This is a genomic window from Pantanalinema rosaneae CENA516 (assembly GCF_050753385.1).
GTDB lineage: Bacteria > Cyanobacteriota > Cyanobacteriia > Leptolyngbyales > Leptolyngbyaceae > Pantanalinema > Pantanalinema rosaneae.
In genome coordinates this window covers 24,947-43,222 of sequence record NZ_JBLZFZ010000058.1, presented here as the reverse complement: position 1 = coordinate 43,222, position 18,276 = coordinate 24,947, and the positions used below count along the sequence as shown (strand labels likewise).

Here is an 18,276-nt window from a genome sequence, read left to right as displayed (position 1 = left end):
GCGACAAAATCACTGAATCCCTTCCAGGGATTGAAACCAGGGCAACTGCTTTTTGCAGTTGCTCAGAATCCAGCGACAAAATCACTGAATCCCTTCCAGGGATTGAAACGTATTTCAGGATGTTGCATATCTCCTGAAACTCCTCGCGACAAAATCACTGAATCCCTTCCAGGGATTGAAACTTAAGATAGAAATTCAGGGCGTGATGGTGGCTCGGCGACAAAATCACTGAATCCCTTCCAGGGATTGAAACCTGATATGCCACTTTCCGATGCTCAGAAACACCTACTGCGACAAAATCACTGAATCCCTTCCAGGGATTGAAACAACGCTAGGCAGTGATACAAAGGCATTGATTGAGGCGACAAAATCACTGAATCCCTTCCAGGGATTGAAACAGTAAATAGTGAGAAGTCTGGGGTGAGTGTAGTTCCGCGACAAAATCACTGAATCCCTTCCAGGGATTGAAACATTGGTGATCGGAGTGCCCAGATACCCTAGAAACTCCTGCAGCGACAAAATCACTGAATCCCTTCCAGGGATTGAAACCAACGCTCTAACACGGGTGAGCAATTCCAGGTGATGCGACAAAATCACTGAATCCCTTCCAGGGATTGAAACTACCCTCCTGGGGTGATTAGTAGCCCGATCATTAGCGACAAAATCACTGAATCCCTTCCAGGGATTGAAACATTACCTCGCAAACGCTACAAATCCTAAAACAATAGCGACAAAATCACTGAATCCCTTCCAGGGATTGAAACCAGGGCAACTGCTTTTTGCAGTTGCCCAGAATCCAAGCGACAAAATCACTGAATCCCTTCCAGGGATTGAAACGGCAAAATTGGGAGCATTGACCGCGATCGTGGGAGCAGCGACAAAATCACTGAATCCCTTCCAGGGATTGAAACAAACAGCCAATCATTCATTTTTTCGGGGTAAATGAGCGACAAAATCACTGAATCCCTTCCAGGGATTGAAACCATCTTCCCCGTATCCGCCATCTTTGCAGACTGCACTCATGGGCGACAAAATCACTGAATCCCTTCCAGGGATTGAAACACGGTTACTTCCAGCATGTTTTTTAATCTCCTGTTTTGCTGCGACAAAATCACTGAATCCCTTCCAGGGATTGAAACGTTGACAACACTCTCAGAGGTAAAGGCGACGGTGGTGCGACAAAATCACTGAATCCCTTCCAGGGATTGAAACTCTGAGGAGGCTCCTGCTGCGATCCTGCGGCTCCCGCGACAAAATCACTGAATCCCTTCCAGGGATTGAAACAGGTCGGTTAGCCGTTGCTGGTAGTGTTGGCTGAGAGCGACAAAATCACTGAATCCCTTCCAGGGATTGAAACCCCCTCGGATCAAGCACAGCTTTTTTCTGGCGGGTGCGACAAAATCACTGAATCCCTTCCAGGGATTGAAACCCGACACAGAGCCGTAGGTAATCCGGTCTTTGGTGGCGACAAAATCACTGAATCCCTTCCAGGGATTGAAACTGGAGCAATCCAGATTCCAGATTTTTCCTCAAGTCGGCGACAAAATCACTGAATCCCTTCCAGGGATTGAAACCCATCAGTTAGTCCCTCCTTTACTCTCTCTTCTCCCGCGACAAAATCACTGAATCCCTTCCAGGGATTGAAACGTTGAGATATAGTTCAGGTCGCGCCAAAACTATTGAAAAGCTCCAGAACCCCAGATATAAATCGGTAGACTAGCACTTAAGAGGGCAAGGAGCCATCTGCATTGTCGTTTAATACCAGCTTTACACATCCAAAAACAACAGATGTCACTACTGGCGAACCCTGTATCGTTGACTAGAGACATGATAGGATGCGCCCATGATTCAACATCGAGTTGCGGTAGCGGCTAGAAAGGGTGGAGTTGGCAAAACCACGATCGCCTGTGGTCTGGCTTCGGTTCTGGCAAAACAGGGAAAGCAAGTATTAGTAGTCGATTTAGACCCCCAATCAAATTCAGCCTATGCGTTAGGGGTTGACCCAACTGCTCCAGGTACGGCTGAGTTGTTGATGGGCAATACCCCAGCAGCTTTAGAAGCTGCACCTGGACTATATGTTTTACCGGGGGGACCAAACCTGACCAATCAAGCGATTCAGTCACTACATCCGGAGGATTTAGCAGATTTCGTTAAGGTGATGTCCTACGATGCTGTAATTCTAGATTGCCCTCCCGGAAACGAAACTCTGGAGCGATTAGGCTTGGTTGCCGCTCAAGTGACACTTGTTGTCACCAATGCTCACCCCTTTGCCATTATGGGGGCCAATCGGGTTATGGGCATCTTGGAAAGCTATCGCAACCGAGAGCGTCGAGGTCCTAAACAGTGGGCATTGGTGCTCTCCCAGGTTGACGAACGACGCGCCTTAGATAAAGAACTACCCGCTCAGTTGGCTCAACGGTACGCTGATATTAAACACTTCACAGTGCATCAAGACACGAATCTGTCACAGGCTGGCGCCCAGCAAATTCCGATTATGGACTATGCTCCTCGATCACGATCAGCAGAGGAACTGGGTACGATCGCTCAGTGGATTATGGAAACGGCTCACGATTAGGACACGAATATGGCTAGACGACGTAGCGCAGCAGAACTGTTGGATGCAGCCGATGCCGCAGGTACAGCAATTCAAGCGAAGGATAGAGAAGCAGAAGCCAGAGCTGAACTGGAAAAATCTCGCACCTCAGTTTTGCCTTTAGGGAAAATTCTGGATCGTACCAGCGATACCCGAGGCTTAAGCAGTCAGCATGTGAGTGAACTAGCAGAGTCGATCGCGGTGCTGGGTCTGTTGGAACCACTGGTTGTAGATCAACGAGGTCGGCTACTGGCAGGTGGACACCGCAAAGCCGCCGTATTCGTGCTGAAAGAGGCAAATTCAAAAGCCTATAACAAGCACTTTCCTGAGGACTTGGTACCAGTCAGGGTGGTCGATTTTGATGCAGAGGAGCATCCCGACCTGGCATTGCAAGTTGAGGTAACGGAAAACGAAAAGCGGCGAGACTATACCCCTGAAGAAGTCAGAGCATTAGCTGAGCGGCTTCGGGATGCCGGTTATGCCGATGTGAAAGGCAGACCAGCCAAGGGCGAGAAAGCACTCCGACCTGCGCTAGAAGTAATTATTGGGAAGAGTATTCGGACAGTCAGACGCTACTTAAATGAAGGGTTTGAGGAAAGTGTGACAGATGTCCGACTTTCTAAACAGGAAGAGGCAAATGCTGTGTTAGCCGCTTTACGACGATTACAAACAGAACTCAATCGTTGGCAGAAGGCTTATCCAGAACCAGAGATGTCTGAACTACAGGTAATTAGTAAGGATGTGACTCGGCTATCCAAGCGGGTAGAAGCAGCACTCAAAAAATTAAACACCTAAAGTTTGAACCCTATCGCGATCGCAAAAACGACTTCCTATTGTTCCTACAACAGTTGAGGCAATTCCCACTCTGGTCTTCATTTATTGCCAACCAGATATTGCAACTGAGCTTTATGATCTGGGAGATCGCCCCTCAACTTGATGCTTCAATTAGAGGCTCCTGCACCAAACTGGGAAATTAATTCTTCGCGCGAAAGCTCCATCAGCAGGCGCGTATACTCTTGAGCTGGCAAACTCAGTAAAGGCTCAACTGTTGCACTTAAAGTTTCATCCAGTTCACCGAACCGCATTCGGAGGAGATTCTCAATCACCTGTTTCCTTTCTTCCGCTACACCTTCCTCCTTCGCTAGCCGTTCAACACTGGTAATGTATGGCATCTGTCGTTCCTCTTGATATTGTTTCAGTTCTGCCCGAAACTCCTGCTCTAACCCCTTGGGAAGCGCCATCATCCAGTCCACCAACCGGAACAGCTCTACCACATCATCTTTACTATAGCCCTGCTCAAACAACCTGCGAACCAACACCCATTTCCACTGTTTCCGCTGCTGTGGTTCTCCCGTTGTCGCTTTCGTTTTCAGGTGTGCCATCACCATGACCGCAAATGGGTTCCGACTCTCCTCTAACTCTGACCACTGAGCTTCATAGTCCAAGAGCTTAGCGATCGGAAACTCAATCCCCATCCGACAACCACCCAACCCATACCCGTAAGAATTGGGTCGCCAGGAAGGACGATCGTCCCCCAACACCGCTAGACTGACCACAGGCTGACGATAACGGTCAAAACATCGATAGTTGTAGATGAACATCCGTTCAGCAAATCCCGACTCCTCCTGGCTTTGCACCTCAATGTGGATCAGAATCCAGGCTTCCTCCCCATCCTGTTGCCAGACCTTGAACAATTTGTCGGTGAACCGTTTGCCCACCTCGGCATCCTTGGCGAGTTGCTGAAACTCCTGATCCAGCGATTCGTAAGGACGACTCCAATCGATTAATTCATGCACTGCCGGAAACAATAGCAAGAGAAACGGTTCAAAGTAAAACTCTAGTGCTTCCTTCCAGGGTGAATCATATTCTGCCGGAGAAAATTGAGTTCCAGGCGTTTGAGGTAAGTCCGCATCGGTCATCGCTATTCCTTTTCTTGGTCGTATCCCAGCTCTTGCAAGAGCTTTAAGTATCCCCGCTTCTGGTTTGTCCCGCAGTTTTCGAGAATCCAGCTATCATACTTCAGCCTCTACCAAGGGTCGATGTAGCAATTCTTTCGTGCACTTCTGCCAGACGTAGGGATGCAAAGGTAAAATTGTTCTCAGCATAGGTCAACGGTCAATGAGCATTACCCTCAAGCCAGAACAGGAACAATTTATTCGCGATCAAGTAGCACGGGGCAGGTTCAGATCTGCTGATGAAGTGCTGGCTCAGGCGTTTAAGCTGCTGGAGGAGAAGTATCAGGAGTACGAAACCTGGATAGAGGAAACCTATCAACAGGTGGATGAGGCAGCGGCAGAGTTGGATCGGGGTGAGGGGATGCCGCTGGAAACGGTGATGGAACAACTGCAAACTCGATTCCGGCAAGCACGGGCAGCAATGGAATGAGCCGTTGTATAATTTCGCCCAGTGCCAGCCGCGACCTGAATACGATCGCAGATTACTTTGTTGAGCATAATATTGAGGCTGGGGAACGCTTGCTCAAAGAGTTTAACCAGAAGTGCCAAAATCTGACCCGGTTTCCCAACCTAGGTAAGCGATATGCTCAGATTCGGGAAGGTCTGCGCGGAGTACCGTTAGATGGCTATATCATCTTCTACCGAGTACAAGGGGACGATGTGGAAATTCTGCGCGTGGTCAGTGGTAGGCAGGATTTGGAAGCCTTGTTCGATGAGGAAGAATAGAGAAGGTGATTGGATGAATAACCAAGACGATCAAGGGGTTAAATTAGCTAGGAGATAGTTAGCTAAGTACATACTCACATCATCACTATTCTAATTGCCTTAGCCAATACAACAACAACAGCCGATCGTCCTCCGTCAACTGGCTCCAACGTCGTCCTCTAAAGCGTTCTGCGACAAACTGATGGAACTGGGTAGGTTGCCAACCCAATTGCTGGATTGCTCCTCGAATTGCCGCGATCGTGACCTCCGAGCCATCATTACCAGGAATTACTGGTGGTTCAGGGGAGCGGGAAACGGGCGGTGAGGCTGGGGAAAACTCACCCAACACCGCCGAATAAGGATTTGCAGCAGACAAAGGATTACTTTCAAAATTTCCACCTTTCATATAGGGGATTGAGTGTACAACCCCGGCTGGCTTGGCTTCTAGCAATTTTGGCTGGTCAAACGGTTCTTCCGTTGATGCACTGGAATCTGGCTCTGGCTCGGCTTGTACACTCACTTGGCTGTCGTCCTGAGTTTTGGCGTTGGTAGCAGGGGCGATCGCCGCTACTAAACCGGGAGATGCCTCCAGATTTGGCCGGTCATATTTGGGCTGCCATAACTCCTGATATTTGTACAAAGTCTGCTTGCTGCATCGCGCTTGCGCCACGATCGCGTCGCCTCGCTTACTCAGGTCATCCGGCAGTTGCCCTAACGCCGCTAACGTTTTGACGGCTTGTTGAATCCGAGCCTGGGCATCCAAAGCTTTCTCTTGGTTTCGGTGGTTCCGCCGCATCGGCACGATGTTGTTGGCCGCATGGACGTTCCCTTCCCGCTCTCCATCCGTCCCCAGTTCCCAGTAATACCTTTCGGCGGCTTCGGCCCAGTCCTGGCTGCGTTGCCGAATTTCTAGTTGATGCCGACACCATTCGGGATATCCGGTACTGGCGATCGCGGTTTGTTCCACATAATCCACCAACGCGGTTCCAGTTAATCTTAGGAAGACTACGCCATAGCAAGCAATCGTTTTCAGCAGGTGATTGGTTTGCCCGTGTCCTGTCCAGCCTTCAGCCATCTCGCGTTCTAAATCCTGTTTCCAGGCATCTACGACTTTGGAAGCGGTGGGGGGCTGGTAGTTGCCCTTATGGTTGGCTCTCGCTTGACTGAGGGCAAGTTGGAGGAGGGTCAGGTCTTGCTGGGGAGTCGCACTGTCCCACTGGTGGAAGAAGCTAGCCAGGTCAGTCCCGATCGATTGCAGGTCATCATCGAGGAGAAAAGAGCCTGTACCGGGCTGTAACGGTAAGCGATGGGCATTGTATTGGATATATTGCCCTTTGGCAGGGTTGCCCCAGCTTTTGACGTTCGGAAAGATTTCTAACTGACCCGGCGCAACCTCAAACCCCTGCACTTCTAGACAGCGTTTGACGGCTAACGCCAAATCGAAGGTCGCTACGGCTTCTGGCAATGGCAGGTATAAGTGAATGCCGCCACTCCAACTCGATTGGATCGGAATGACACGGCAAATCCCGATCGTTTCCAACGCTTGCACGATCGCAGAGATAGCCTCAGGCGATCGGTATTGGCTCTGGGTATCCAAATCAATCAACGCATATTGGGTCTGATGACCAAACCGGACTCCGACCAGTTGGTTGGCATCCTGCCACTGGTTCCACAGGGTCCGGGGTCGCATCGGGTAGCGCTTGAGGGTTTGCCATTGTGGTTTGGCTTGGGCATCCTCAGGAGTAGCGGCGACGATCGGATACCACGGGTGATTAAACAATTCACATAACCGTTTGCCTTGCGGATCTCCAGGCAATGGTTCGGGGAGGCGGCGCTTGGGAGGCAGGGTCATTGGCAACCTCCCGCCAGCATGGCAACGCAGAAATGGGGCATGGCAGATTAAGTCCTGAAGGGGGTGAACATCGCGCCATGCCGCAGCTAGTCTATTTGTCCAAAAAAGTTGCACCATTGGACAAATAGACCCTAAAATTGGCATAGCGCATGGTGCTCCAACGTCAACCGACATCGGAGAGACTACGACCAGCCGGGTGAGCTAACTTTCGACCTTGGAAAATCTGGGTTAGCGTCCCCAAGCCTTTTACAAATAAATACTGAAGCTTGATGCCCTCACTGTTTGCCGCAGTGGGGGTTTTGGGCTTCTAGGGAGTCCTAGAACATAACCACGCTCCTTGTGCCATTGCAAACGGGGAAACTTGACGAGCCACGGCACACTCCTGATGCAGGGTTGTGAGTTGGTTGGAGTATGGCTGACCCAAACATGGCATCGTCAAAAACTAAATGGTTCAGAAGCATGGTAGATCAATGTTGTGTATAGATCTCATAATCTTTGCAGCGCTAGCCTCTAAAGCCCATTTACTCTAGCGATCGCCCTCACTCTGCCTCCCCCGAGGCTGACCAGGGATTTAACCCTTGTTGTTCTAACCAGCTTTCTAGATAAGCCAGCCGATTTCTCAGGTCATCCTCGGTGGCATACGCTTCTCCTAAGCGGGTTAAGTCTTGCTCAAGCTGCTGAATGCGTTGGCTCAGGCGATCGTCGCGCTCCTGTTCAGCCCTAGTGACTCCAAACGCCGCATCAAACCGCCGCTCTAACGTTTCCGTCAGCAGTCCCATGCACAACGTTAATGCCTGTTTGTTGCCGCGAAATGCCTGCCACAGCCAGTAGGCACTGACCACCTCAAGCGGCAAAGCCCTAATTCGGCTACCGCCCCGCAGTTGATCGATGTCGGGTTCTATGTCAGAAATCGCGGGCGTATAAGCCTCTCCTAGCAAGGATTTGAGGGCTTTTGACTGTAAAAATTCGCGGGCGTTCCGCTCGGTCAAATTGACACATTCCGCCGCTTGAGTTTGGGACATCCGATAAGCCCCATCCGGCAGCATGAACCCATCAACGGTTAAAGCGCCGATCGTGACAGTAGCGCGGGTAGCTTTTACAGATTCAGTCATAGAGATCGTCCCTTCACTGCTCTGTATGGCTGGATTTGTTGGGCTTTCGCTCCGTTAACCACCAACGCATCATCTCCTCTAGCGCCTCCGATATTTCCACTTCTTCGATCAGACAAGATGCCTTGAATCGTAGGGCTAGTTCCTTCGGAACATACCCCGATACCTGCATATAGCCTGGGTCTTTGCGTTTGCCAGCCATCAAATCATCCATGCTGAATGCATCCATCTTGACATGTCTCCTGGAAACTATCGCAATTCTAGTTAACATGCTAACATGTCAGCGTGCTAACATTCATTCACAAGTAATTCACACGCATGGGAGCCATGCACATGAATGCAGTGAAAACGGAGCGACTCATTCCCCGTAGCATCGTTCTGGTCAGGCTTTCAGAAATTCGATATGGCAACAACGCTTTGGCAGATGGCATCCTGCTCAGCCAACCAACCTTATGGCGCTGGTGTGACTTAGCAGGCATTGCCGCCAGGAAGTTCGAGTTTACGGGGACTGAATTTGACCAACTCGCGGCGATCGCCCTCGATTACAGACGTGGCAAAACCACAGCAAAAATTCTGGAGAGATTAATTCATGAGCAGAATCAACAGGCATCAAATCCGGCAGATGTTGTTACAGCAAGGAATTCAGGTATCCAACCACCGGATTGCCGAAGTAGCGCGATCGTTACATCTCACAGAACCTTATACCGATGACCAAGCAAAGCAGATGGTTCAAGCCTTGCAGTCTCAAGCAGTAGCAGAACCAACCAGTCCGTCTGAAATACCAGCAGAGCCAGCCAATAGCCACAACTCAGAGCAACTTCATACAGCTTTGGCAAACCGAACAGCCGCCAACAAAAGCCAAATTAAAACGACACTGGATGCGAGTAATGCTGCCCTCATCGGACAGGCGACTCAGTTACTCGACCGGATGCATCAGCACGATCGGGCCTTAGCTAGAGAAGTGGCTACCCACATCGCCGCCCGTCCCCACAACTTCATGGCTTACCTCGGTGAAGAACTAGCCACCCTCCTGCCCACTCCCCCCACCTTTATTGATGCGGAAGACCTGACCGCCGATTTTACCGTCCCCGAATTTGCCTTTCCCGCCATCTCACCCACATCGATCGTGGGCGCATTGCCCCTGTAGACTGCCTTCCCCATCATCAGGAGATGCCATGTTTGCACCCATCCTCAAGCAGACTATTCCCCATCCACAGCACACTTGGCTGTTATCAACCGCACTCACCCTAGCAGCATTAGGCATCAGCCAGCATCAACTGACTAAATTCAAACATCGACTCCAGGCAGGAATTCATTGGATTGAGGAGATTGGCAGCGATCGAGTCCGGCGACATTTCTACACAAGAGCTGGGGTGTTGGAGCTATGCGATCTCGTGTGCAGCGATCGGGCTAACCAACTGCATCAAGCGATCGTCAGCCAGTCAAGCTCTGCGATTATCCCTCGCCCAGCGACCACAGCCATTCATGAATCCCAATGGCAACCGAGGCAATCAGAGTCATCACTCTATCAAGAGCCTGGTCAGTTATCCGCCTATCATCCAGCCGCCTTAGACATCCAACCCGCTACGGTTTCCGGCAACCTATTGCATGATCCACGACTATTTGAACTGCTGCAACTCAAACGAGATGAATTGGAGGTACAGCGATCGACGCTCGAAACTGAACGACTCCGAATCATGCAAGCCGCTTACCAGCAGCAAGCAAGTATCCCAGCCACCCATCAGCCCCAAGCAGAACCAGCATCTCAAGCTGTTCAGCCCATCAATATCAAGATCAAGGTAGAGAACCAGTCTGAAGGGGGCTACTACTGGGATGCCTTCGGCTTGGTCGAGCTAGTGTTTATGCTGTGCATGATCTCCCTGTTCGCGATCGGAACCTTCGCCGCCGTCTCCAGCCTGCGCCCAAATCACAGTAGTCTACTGGGGATGAGCCGCCATGTCTAAAGTCATCCTCACCGTAGTCACAATCAATCTGGGTTTGATGGGAGCCGCTCGTCTGCCATTCCCCAAACTAGCAACGACAACCACTCAACCCGCGATCGTCGTTCATCCAACACCTACGCCAAACCCAGAAGTTCCTACAGTTTCGACTCCTGCACCGTCCCCGATGACCGTTGAACGGGACGTTTTAGCAGCCACTGTCACCCGTTGTCAGAACCTTGCAGGAGCCAATTTCCGCACCGTTCCTAGTCTGGATGATGCTGCGATCGCCAATGTGATTCCCTGCAATACGGCAGTAGTCCTGACGGGGAATAGCATCCGTAGCGATGGCGAGCTTTGGCTGGAAACGGAATGGAACGGCGCTCGGGGATGGGTCGCTCAAGTCATGCTCAGTCCTCCCCGGCGAGTCCGAATCAGAGAAGCAATTTCACCAGATCGGACTACACCCCTACCCCAACAAACTCAGTCGAACATGGTGCAGGTGCGATATGGACTTTGAGCCGCCACCGATTCCCAGACGACAACGACCGCAACGCCCTAGCTATGCACCTGTTACAGCCAGAGAATTGTTGCTAGATGGGGGCTTTAAAGATTGTCCTGGTCTACCGATCTCTGAAGCTGATCCCGGTGCGATCGTCCGGTCTCCCAGTAACGCGATCATGGCTCCACCTCTCGGTGCGATCGTCCATCAACCGCGAGGGCTAGCCGTGCATCAACGCTACCCAGTCTATGCCACACCAGGGTTTATCAGTTCTGAGCCAGGGACGCAAACTCAACCTGCATCCAAAGCTCAGTTCAAGCTTCAGCTCAAAGAGTTTCCCAGGCTCAAGTTGCCCAACCTGCCTAAATTACGGTTGCCTCACTGGAAACGCCCTGCTCCAACAACCACGACGACTAGCCCGAGTAAGCCTAAAAGCCAGCCAGGTAAACCATCAGAGAAATTGACAGGTTTCAAACTCCCCAAACCAGCTTTGTCCGGTGCAGGCTTCGGGTCGCTTGGGTTGGGTAAGTCGGGGAAGTCCGGCAGAAAAGGTAGTGCAGACAATTTCAGGGATGACCCGATCGCGCAACTCTTGGTGCAGATTTTTCTAGCCTTGCTGATTTTGATTCCACTCATCCTTTAGGAACTGCCTATGTTCGGACGACTATTCAGAGCCATTAATGGACAAGGTGGTGGTGGGCTATCTCTGGTTCAAGGAAAGCACTCCCTCACCCCCGATCGCGTGTTCAAATCCGACCCGACCGCCATCACGCCAGAAAACCCTGGCACGTTTGACAGCTTCCGCTCCATGCCAGTGCTGACTGCCCCTCGCTACTTTTCGGAGGAGGAAGCCGTAGCGTTAGAGGAATTAGCCACCAAGACCGCTGACCAGTACCGTTACGCCAGTCGAGCCTATACCGCGATGGAAAAAATTGAACGCACCGATGGCAAGCTGCATCGGCGACACCGGGACTATGAACAGGTGGTCGCGGATGTCGAATATGGCAAACAGGAAGCTAACGCTGACCTGGCAGACCATTTGCACGGCTTGCGGGGCAAATATGCCCGCTTAGGCACCAACCTCATGAAGACCGAAAGTAAGACAGACAAAGAGATTGAGAAATTACAGAGCAAGATTCAGGGAGTGTGGTAAATGGCGCGATCGCTACGACTGCTGTTGCTGGGTGAGCTGGGACTGCTGCTGGTGGGCTTGCTCCATTGGCTTTTCCGCCTTTGTATAGCAATGGAGAAATTTTGGTCGCTAAGGAAGTTAGTCTTGCCAAAACTCCTGAAAACAACTGTCTGCAAGCTCGGTATAGCGCACCGTGTGCTGAATATTCTTGTGTCCCAGATAGTGCTGAATGGATCGCGTATCGTGCCCGTCATTCACCAACTTATACCCACAAGCGTGCCTGAGCATGTGAGGGTGAACTGAAAAGGGTAGAGATGACAGTTGAGCCACACGGGTCAGGATTTTGCGGAATCCGGCAGCAGTCATGGGACTGCCACGCTCTGTCACAAACAGGTAGGGAGATGGGGATGATTCCCGTTGCAACTGACGCAGTGCTCGCAGTTCAGGTGCTCGGAGAGGATGCACACTGGGGATGCCATGCTTGACGCGGCGCACATGCAATAGCCCCACCTCAAAGTCTACTTGCTCCCAGCGCAGTGAACAGAGTTCACTCACCCGTAACCCATGTCGATAGGCTAAGAGAATCATCGTGGCATCCCGCTGCCCATACCGTCCCCGCTTCTTGGCAACTAAAATCAACTCCTCAACTTCTGCGGTAGTGAGATACTCACGTGGGCGCTTTTGGGCATGAGGCAACATCTTGGGAGGAACTGTCCCATTTTCGATGGTTGGCATCCTTGCTTTCCCCCTCCTGAAACCGTTGTTTTTCGGACTTCTCTAGACACAGACTGTCCCAGATACGAACAATAGTGGGACAGTTTGATGAGTCTATCCCATGCCTGTTCAGTTTCTCTCTGACTCAGATCATGATCGCTTAAATCGCTTTCCGCAAGAGATCACACAGACCGATTTAGACCGCTTCTTTTGGTTATCTCCAGACGACCACCGTGCCATTTTAAGACTACGCGGTGATCATAATCGCCTGGGGTTTGCCCTGTTTTTGTGCTGCTTACGCTATCTGGGATTCTTCCCAGAACAGTTGTCACAGCTTCCTGCCTCTGTAATTGAGTATGTCGCTGTGCAACTACAGGTGTCTGCTGATGCCTTCTCTCTTTATGGTAAACGAACCAGCACGCAACGCAATCATCAACGGCAGGTGCAAGTCCTTTTAGGTTATCGTCGTGCATCCCCACTGGATCTGCTGGCGTTGGAACAATGGCTGTTAGAACGGGCTTTAGAACACGACAAACCCATGCTTCTTTTTGAACTGACCTGTCAGTACCTTCAGCAGCACAAGATGATTCGGATTGGTACAACCCGTCTTGAGAAGATGGTGGCAACGGCTCGCCAACAAGCCCAAGAAGCAATTTATCAAGCATTGCAACCATTGCTCAAACAGGAACAGTGCCAGTTTTTAGACAACTTATTGGAAGTGGATGATGAATTAAAGCGAACACGCTTGTCCTGGTTGCAGCGGACCCCCACTGGTAACAATACCAGGCAAATCCTCGAAACCCTTGAGAAGATTGATTTTCTTCAACAACAGGGGGTGGGAGCTTGGAACCTCAATATGCTCAACCCCAATCGCGTCAACTACCTGGCAAAGATCGGTGCTAGAGCGACAAATCAATACCTGAAACGAGCACCACAATTCAGACGTTATCCTGTTTTAATTGCTTTCCTGAAACAGTCTCTTTACAACTTTGTCGATGATCTCATTGAGATGTTTGACCAACGGCTATGGGAATTGCAAAATCGCACAAAGTTCGGCAGGTGATTCTCACTGAACTTCGGCGGGTGATTCTCACAAACCTCGGCACCCCATTCCCAACGAACTTCGGCAGGTAATTCTCACAAACTTCGGCACCCCCTTTACACTCGCTGTCAACGACAAGCGGAGGTAGCGGGGATATGAAACGGAAGCAACAAGGAGGATTACTGCCTGTGGCAAAATTTCGAGAGATCTTGCGACTTCACGATCTGGGCTATAGCCAGTGCCAGATCGCCCAAAGCTGTGCGGTGGCACGCTCAACCGTGCAAGATTACATTCGTCGCGCCACTGCCAAGAACCTGAGTTATACCGAGTTGACCCAGTTGAGTGACAGTGAGGCGCAAGCGGCGCTGGGCAAAGGAAGACAGAACCCCGAACAGCGGGCGGAACCGATTGACTTTAGTGCGGTAGATGCCCAATTACAGCATAAAGGCGTGACGCTAGCTCTGCTGTGGCAGGAGGGACTGGACAAAGGACAATGGAACTGTAGCTACGCCACTTTTTGCCGCTGGTACAACCAGTGGCGGGTGCGGCACCAGTTGTCGATGCGGCAGGTGTACAAGGGAGGTGACAAGCTATTTGTGGACTACTGCGGGCTGACGGTGCCCATGCAGGACAAGGAAACCGGACAAGTGATGGCAGCCCAAATCTTTGTCGCCTGTTTGGGAGCGAGCAACTACACCTACGCCGAAGCTACACCTACGCAGGAATTACCGCACTGGATTGGGTCGCACCAGCGGGCACTAGCGTTTTTCGGTGGTGTGCCGCAGTGCATTGTGCCGGATAACCTCAAGTCCGGGGTCACCGACCCTTGTCGGTATGAACCGGGCATTAATCCGAGTTACCAGGAGTTCGCCGAGCACTATGGGGTCGCCATTATTCCGGCTCGACCGTACAAACCGCGTGACAAAGCCAAGGTCGAAAAGGCAGTGCAGGAGGTAGAACGACAAGTGCTGGCACCGTTGCGGCACGAGCAATTCAGCACACTGAGCGACCTTAATGCTGCTATTGCCCAGAGGCTGAAGGCGTTAAATGAGCGGACGATGCCCGGTTATGGGGTGTCGCGACGGGTATTGTTTGAGCAAGTAGACCAACCTGCCCTCTCTCCTTTACCGGTTCAACCCTTCACGTTTGCCCACTGGAAGACAGCGAAGGTCAACCTGGACTATCACATTGAGGTCGAAAAGCACTATTACTCCGTCCCCTATTGGTTTGTGCAGCACGAAGTGCGAGTCAAGGTGTCTGAGCAAATGGTCGAAATCTTTCACGATGGCAAGCGGATTGCTGCCCACGAACGCTGCCGCCTGCCCCATCGCCACACGACGCTACCCGACCATATGCCGCCTGAACATTGGGCCTACAAACGCCAGTCGAAAGAACGCTTTTTAGCCTGGGCGCAACAGGTCGGACGCCACACGACAAGCCAGGTGGAGGCAATGTTTGAACGCAAAGACCATGAAGAGCAGGCGTTTCGTACCGTGCGAGGTTTGCAGTCTCTAGCAACGCAGTATGGCACGGCGCGGCTGGAAGCGGCTTGTCATCGGGCGAATGTGTTTGGCATTGTCAGTTTGCGTCGCATCCGCTCCATGCTGCAAACCCAGTTGGACAAAGAACCCTTGGCGGATGACAATCCAGTCGTTCCGGTTGTTGAACATGCAAACGTCCGGGGTGCTCAGTACTATTCCTAACTATTTCTCATTGGATCAATTCTCATGATGAATCCGTCTACGATTGAACAACTCAAAGCCTTGCGCCTGGTCGGGATGCTCGAAGCCTGGAGTGAGCAACAGACCAGCAGCACTTATCACGATCTCAGTTTCGATGAACGACTAGCACTGTTGGTGGAACGTGAGCACTGGCGACGTGCCCAGCAACGGTTGCAACGCCGCATCAAGCAAGCTCAACTGACGACCACTGCCAGTTTGAATGACATTGACTTTAACGTCGCTCGTGGCTTGAGCAAGGTGAAGTTTCTGGAGTTGGCACAGGGACAATGGTTACACCAACACCTTCAATTGATCCTTGTCGGACCCACAGGTGTGGGCAAAACCTTCCTGGCTTCGGTGTTGGCAGACGCCTTCTGTCAGCAGGGACACAGTGTGCGCTACTTCAGAACCGCAGACCTCTTGTTGGAATTAAAACTTGCCAAAGCAGATGGATCATTGCCTAAGTGGAAACGACAATTAGCCACCTTCAACCTGCTCATCCTCGATGACTGGTTGCGCGATCCTCTCTCCCAGGAACAGGCACGCGATCTACTCGATCTGTTGGACGAACGCTATCGCAAAGCGGCTTGTTTGTTTGCGACCCAACTCCCCGTTTCTCAGTGGCATCAACAAATCCAAGACCCCACCCTGGCTGATGCTATGCTCGACCGCATTGTTCACGATGCGCTGAGACTGTCTCTCAAAGGAGAGTCGATGCGAAAGTTAACCAGTTCGGTTCAACCCGATACGGCTGAATATGCCATCGCCTAATTCAGCCAGAGAGGGATCATGTTATCGTTTGGAGCAAAGGTGATCTCACATGCGATCTGATCTACAACAAATTGACCGGCCGAAGCAGACGAAATTAACCCTGCCGAAGTTGGGTGAGAATCCAGTGCCGAAGTCACTGAGTTGACCCTGCCGAAGTGATGAGAATATGCAGGAATTGCACAACGAAGCAAAGCGAACCTTTGAGGCAGATCGCTTACAAGCAACAAAAACGATCAATGAAAAGTTGAAAACGTTGCATCAAATCGGACAGATTTTGCTAGATGCAGAAGTCGATGACCAAAAGGTTAGGACAACTGCGTTTGAGTACATCACACCAGCAAAACTGGAAACTGCATTGGGCGAAACGAAACAACTGATTCGTCCCGAAAATGATGCCTACGTCGATTACTTTGGTAAGTTCTATCCGCGCATTCGCCGATTCTCCAGTCACTTCCTGTCCACCTTGCAGTTCCACAGTCGCAGCAAGGATCAAGGATTGTTACAAGCCCTCGACCTGGTTCGCGAGATCCATGCTGGAATTCGTCGCAAACTGCCAGATACGACTCCTACTGAGTTTATCCCGGATACCTGGCGTTCGTATGTCATTGACGCAGAGGGCTTTAACCGTCGCTACTACGAACTTGCTGCCCTATGGATACTACGGCAACACCTGCGTTCAGGCGATATCTATCTCAGCCATAGTCGCCGCTTCAGCACCCTGGAAAGCTACTTCATGTCCAAAGAAGAATGGCAAAAGCAACGACAAGAAACAGTTAGTTTACTGGGCACTCCGATTGATGCAACTGTTCGTCTGACGGAACGAGAGGCTGAACTGCTTCGCCTGATTGAGCAAGTAGAGGCGTTGTTAAATGAAGCCGAAGGGGATCTGCGAGAGGAAAAGGACAAGCTGGTTTTGAGTCCTTTTGAGGCAGAGGAGCGAACTGCCGAACTCAATCAACTGACCTATCTGATCACGAACCGACTCCCGACTCTGGACATCACGGACTTGTTAGTCGAGGTTGATTCCTGGACCCACTTTTCCGATGCTTTTGAGCATTTGCAGAGTCCCCACCGCCGGGATACCAATTTGTTGCTGCACCTCTATAGCTGTCTTCTGGCGCAAGCTTGCAATCTGGATTTACAGCAAATGGCAACCTCTGCCAATCTGGGGTACAGACAACTGAGTTGGTGTAACACCTGGTATATCCGAGATGAAACGCTGCGAAACGCAAATACCGCCCTGGTTAATTACCACTATCAGTTGCCCTTGAGCCGTTTGTGGGGTGGTGGGATGCTATCGTCCTCAGATGGGCAACGCTTTCCAGTGCGCGGCTCTGTGCGTCAGGCGAGAGCACTCCCCCGCTACTTTGGGTACGGTAAAGGCATCACCTTTTATAGCTGGACTAGCGACCAGTTTTCCCAATACGGCTCCAAGCCAGTTCCAACCACACTGCGAGACGCAACCTATGTTCTCGATGAGATTCTCAATAACGAAACGGAACTGCCCATTTTGGAACACACGACCGATACAGCAGGCTACACCGAACTGATCTTTGCGCTGTTTGACTTGTTGGGGTTACAGTTCTCGCCTCGCATTCGCGATCTGGCTGACCAGGAACTGTATCGCACCAGTCAGATCCAGTTAGATGCCTACCCAAAACTGAAGAGCCATCTGCAAAGCGTCATCCACAAAGAGCGTATTTTGCCCCATTGGGATGAAATGCTACGGTTAGCAGGGTCTCTCAAAACAGGACGGGTCACAGCGTCGTTAATTGTGCAAAAGCTGCAAGCCTATCCACGACAGCATCCGTTAACCCGTGCTTTGCAAGAGTATGGCAGGTTGATTAAGACCATTCACATTTTGCGCTGGTATGCCGACGAAACCAACCGTCGCAGAATCAATCGACAACTGAATAAAGGGGAAGCTTTACATAGTTTGCGATCTCACCTCTATTACGCCAACCAGGGGGAAGTTCGGGGGCAGACCGATGAACAGCTTCGCAATCAGGTGGGCTGCCTCAACTTGGTCACAAACGCGATCATCATTTGGAACACTGTGTACATGGAAAAGGTGGTGCAGCAACTTCGGCAGCAGGGGCAAGTGGTAAAGGATGAACATCTCATGCATCTATGGCCTACCCGTCATGGTCATATCAATGTTTACGGGAAGTATCACTTCGAGATAGAGCACATTGGCAAGGAAAGACCGTTTAGAAGTCTACGCTAGTCTGACTTTCAGC

Annotated in this window: 19 protein-coding genes and 1 CRISPR repeat array; of the genes, 14 read left to right on the top strand and 5 right to left on the bottom strand. The window is 51.1% G+C overall.

Translation table 11 applies throughout. The annotated features are described in order from the left end of the window. Window positions 1–1,647: direct repeats of the CRISPR family, unit length 37 nt; unit sequence GCGACAAAATCACTGAATCCCTTCCAGGGATTGAAAC. Window positions 1,648–1,843: 196 nt separating this feature from the next. Then, window positions 1,844–2,575 carry a ParA family protein gene (locus tag ACN4EK_RS25680; protein ID WP_431661130.1) on the top strand — a complete coding sequence of 244 codons (732 nt, stop codon included), beginning with the start codon at window positions 1,844–1,846 and terminating at the stop codon, window positions 2,573–2,575. A gap of 9 nt (window positions 2,576–2,584) precedes the next feature. Continuing rightward, the gene (locus ACN4EK_RS25675; protein ID WP_431661129.1) at window positions 2,585–3,388 is read left to right on the top strand and encodes a ParB N-terminal domain-containing protein; all 804 of its coding nucleotides are present in this window, start codon (window positions 2,585–2,587) and stop codon (window positions 3,386–3,388) included. Between the two features lie 146 nt (window positions 3,389–3,534). Here ACN4EK_RS25675 and ACN4EK_RS25670 read toward each other — a convergent pair whose 3' ends face one another. Then, a complete protein-coding gene (locus ACN4EK_RS25670) occupies window positions 3,535–4,512 on the bottom strand; it encodes an Rpn family recombination-promoting nuclease/putative transposase (RefSeq protein WP_431661128.1) in 978 nt (325 codons plus the stop codon). A 199-nt stretch (window positions 4,513–4,711) separates the two neighbouring features. Between ACN4EK_RS25670 and ACN4EK_RS25665 the strand changes: the two genes are divergently transcribed. Then, the gene (locus ACN4EK_RS25665) at window positions 4,712–4,978 is read left to right on the top strand and encodes a ribbon-helix-helix domain-containing protein (protein ID WP_431661127.1); all 267 of its coding nucleotides are present in this window, start codon (window positions 4,712–4,714) and stop codon (window positions 4,976–4,978) included. Next, entirely contained in the window at window positions 4,975–5,274 is a 300-nt protein-coding gene (locus ACN4EK_RS25660; RefSeq protein ID WP_431661126.1) for a type II toxin-antitoxin system RelE/ParE family toxin, read from the top strand. The genes ACN4EK_RS25665 and ACN4EK_RS25660 overlap by 4 nt, the downstream gene beginning before the upstream one ends. 85 nt (window positions 5,275–5,359) lie before the next feature. On the opposite strand, the gene ACN4EK_RS25655 is transcribed toward ACN4EK_RS25660, so the two are convergent. Continuing rightward, on the bottom strand, window positions 5,360–7,105 hold the full coding sequence (locus tag ACN4EK_RS25655) for a bifunctional DNA primase/polymerase (RefSeq protein WP_431661125.1): 1,746 nt from the start codon (window positions 7,103–7,105) through the stop codon (window positions 5,360–5,362). On the opposite strand from ACN4EK_RS25655, the gene ACN4EK_RS25650 reads away from it, so the two are divergent. Continuing rightward, the gene (locus ACN4EK_RS25650; protein WP_431661124.1) at window positions 7,105–7,233 is read left to right on the top strand and encodes a hypothetical protein; all 129 of its coding nucleotides are present in this window, start codon (window positions 7,105–7,107) and stop codon (window positions 7,231–7,233) included. The genes ACN4EK_RS25655 and ACN4EK_RS25650 overlap by 1 nt on opposite strands. 411 nt (window positions 7,234–7,644) lie before the next feature. On the opposite strand, the gene ACN4EK_RS25645 is transcribed toward ACN4EK_RS25650, so the two are convergent. Continuing rightward, window positions 7,645–8,217 (bottom strand): hypothetical protein, encoded by a 573-nt coding sequence (locus ACN4EK_RS25645; protein ID WP_431661123.1) that lies wholly within the window; start codon window positions 8,215–8,217, stop codon window positions 7,645–7,647. 13 nt (window positions 8,218–8,230) lie between these two features. Beyond that, window positions 8,231–8,443 (bottom strand): hypothetical protein, encoded by a 213-nt coding sequence (locus tag ACN4EK_RS25640; protein WP_431661122.1) that lies wholly within the window; start codon window positions 8,441–8,443, stop codon window positions 8,231–8,233. A gap of 360 nt (window positions 8,444–8,803) precedes the next feature. Between ACN4EK_RS25640 and ACN4EK_RS25635 the strand changes: the two genes are divergently transcribed. Genes ACN4EK_RS25635 through ACN4EK_RS25615 form a run of 5 tightly spaced genes read left to right on the top strand, consistent with a single transcriptional unit; the run spans window position 8,804 to window position 11,809 of the window. After that, window positions 8,804–9,361 (top strand): hypothetical protein, encoded by a 558-nt coding sequence (locus tag ACN4EK_RS25635; protein WP_431661121.1) that lies wholly within the window; start codon window positions 8,804–8,806, stop codon window positions 9,359–9,361. Window positions 9,362–9,389: 28 nt separating this feature from the next. Further along, complete coding sequence (locus ACN4EK_RS25630) at window positions 9,390–10,178, top strand: hypothetical protein (RefSeq protein ID WP_431661120.1); 789 nt, start codon at window positions 9,390–9,392, stop codon at window positions 10,176–10,178. Further along, entirely contained in the window at window positions 10,171–10,674 is a 504-nt protein-coding gene (locus ACN4EK_RS25625) for a hypothetical protein (protein ID WP_431661119.1), read from the top strand. The genes ACN4EK_RS25630 and ACN4EK_RS25625 overlap by 8 nt, the downstream gene beginning before the upstream one ends. Then, window positions 10,664–11,299, top strand: a complete 636-nt coding sequence (locus tag ACN4EK_RS25620) for a hypothetical protein (protein WP_431661118.1) — start codon at window positions 10,664–10,666, stop codon at window positions 11,297–11,299. The genes ACN4EK_RS25625 and ACN4EK_RS25620 overlap by 11 nt, the downstream gene beginning before the upstream one ends. A gap of 9 nt (window positions 11,300–11,308) precedes the next feature. Beyond that, on the top strand, window positions 11,309–11,809 hold the full coding sequence (locus ACN4EK_RS25615; protein ID WP_431661117.1) for a hypothetical protein: 501 nt from the start codon (window positions 11,309–11,311) through the stop codon (window positions 11,807–11,809). A gap of 117 nt (window positions 11,810–11,926) precedes the next feature. Here the strand turns inward: ACN4EK_RS25615 and ACN4EK_RS25610 are convergent, their stop codons facing one another. After that, a complete protein-coding gene (locus tag ACN4EK_RS25610) occupies window positions 11,927–12,523 on the bottom strand; it encodes a tyrosine-type recombinase/integrase (RefSeq protein WP_431656548.1) in 597 nt (198 codons plus the stop codon). A 100-nt stretch (window positions 12,524–12,623) separates the two neighbouring features. On the opposite strand from ACN4EK_RS25610, the gene ACN4EK_RS25605 reads away from it, so the two are divergent. The 4 genes from ACN4EK_RS25605 (at window position 12,624) to ACN4EK_RS25590 (ending at window position 18,263) form a co-directional block, all read left to right on the top strand. Beyond that, the gene (locus ACN4EK_RS25605) at window positions 12,624–13,565 is read left to right on the top strand and encodes a DUF4158 domain-containing protein (protein ID WP_431660816.1); all 942 of its coding nucleotides are present in this window, start codon (window positions 12,624–12,626) and stop codon (window positions 13,563–13,565) included. Between the two features lie 134 nt (window positions 13,566–13,699). Further along, a complete protein-coding gene (gene istA / locus ACN4EK_RS25600; protein WP_431656492.1) occupies window positions 13,700–15,247 on the top strand; it encodes an IS21 family transposase in 1,548 nt (515 codons plus the stop codon). 24 nt (window positions 15,248–15,271) lie between these two features. Next, window positions 15,272–16,036, top strand: coding sequence for an IS21-like element helper ATPase IstB (istB, locus tag ACN4EK_RS25595; protein ID WP_431656493.1), 765 nt, complete (start codon window positions 15,272–15,274; stop codon window positions 16,034–16,036). Window positions 16,037–16,202: 166 nt separating this feature from the next. Beyond that, complete coding sequence (locus tag ACN4EK_RS25590) at window positions 16,203–18,263, top strand: Tn3 family transposase (RefSeq protein ID WP_431660817.1); 2,061 nt, start codon at window positions 16,203–16,205, stop codon at window positions 18,261–18,263. The last annotated feature ends 13 nt before the right edge of the window (window positions 18,264–18,276 follow it).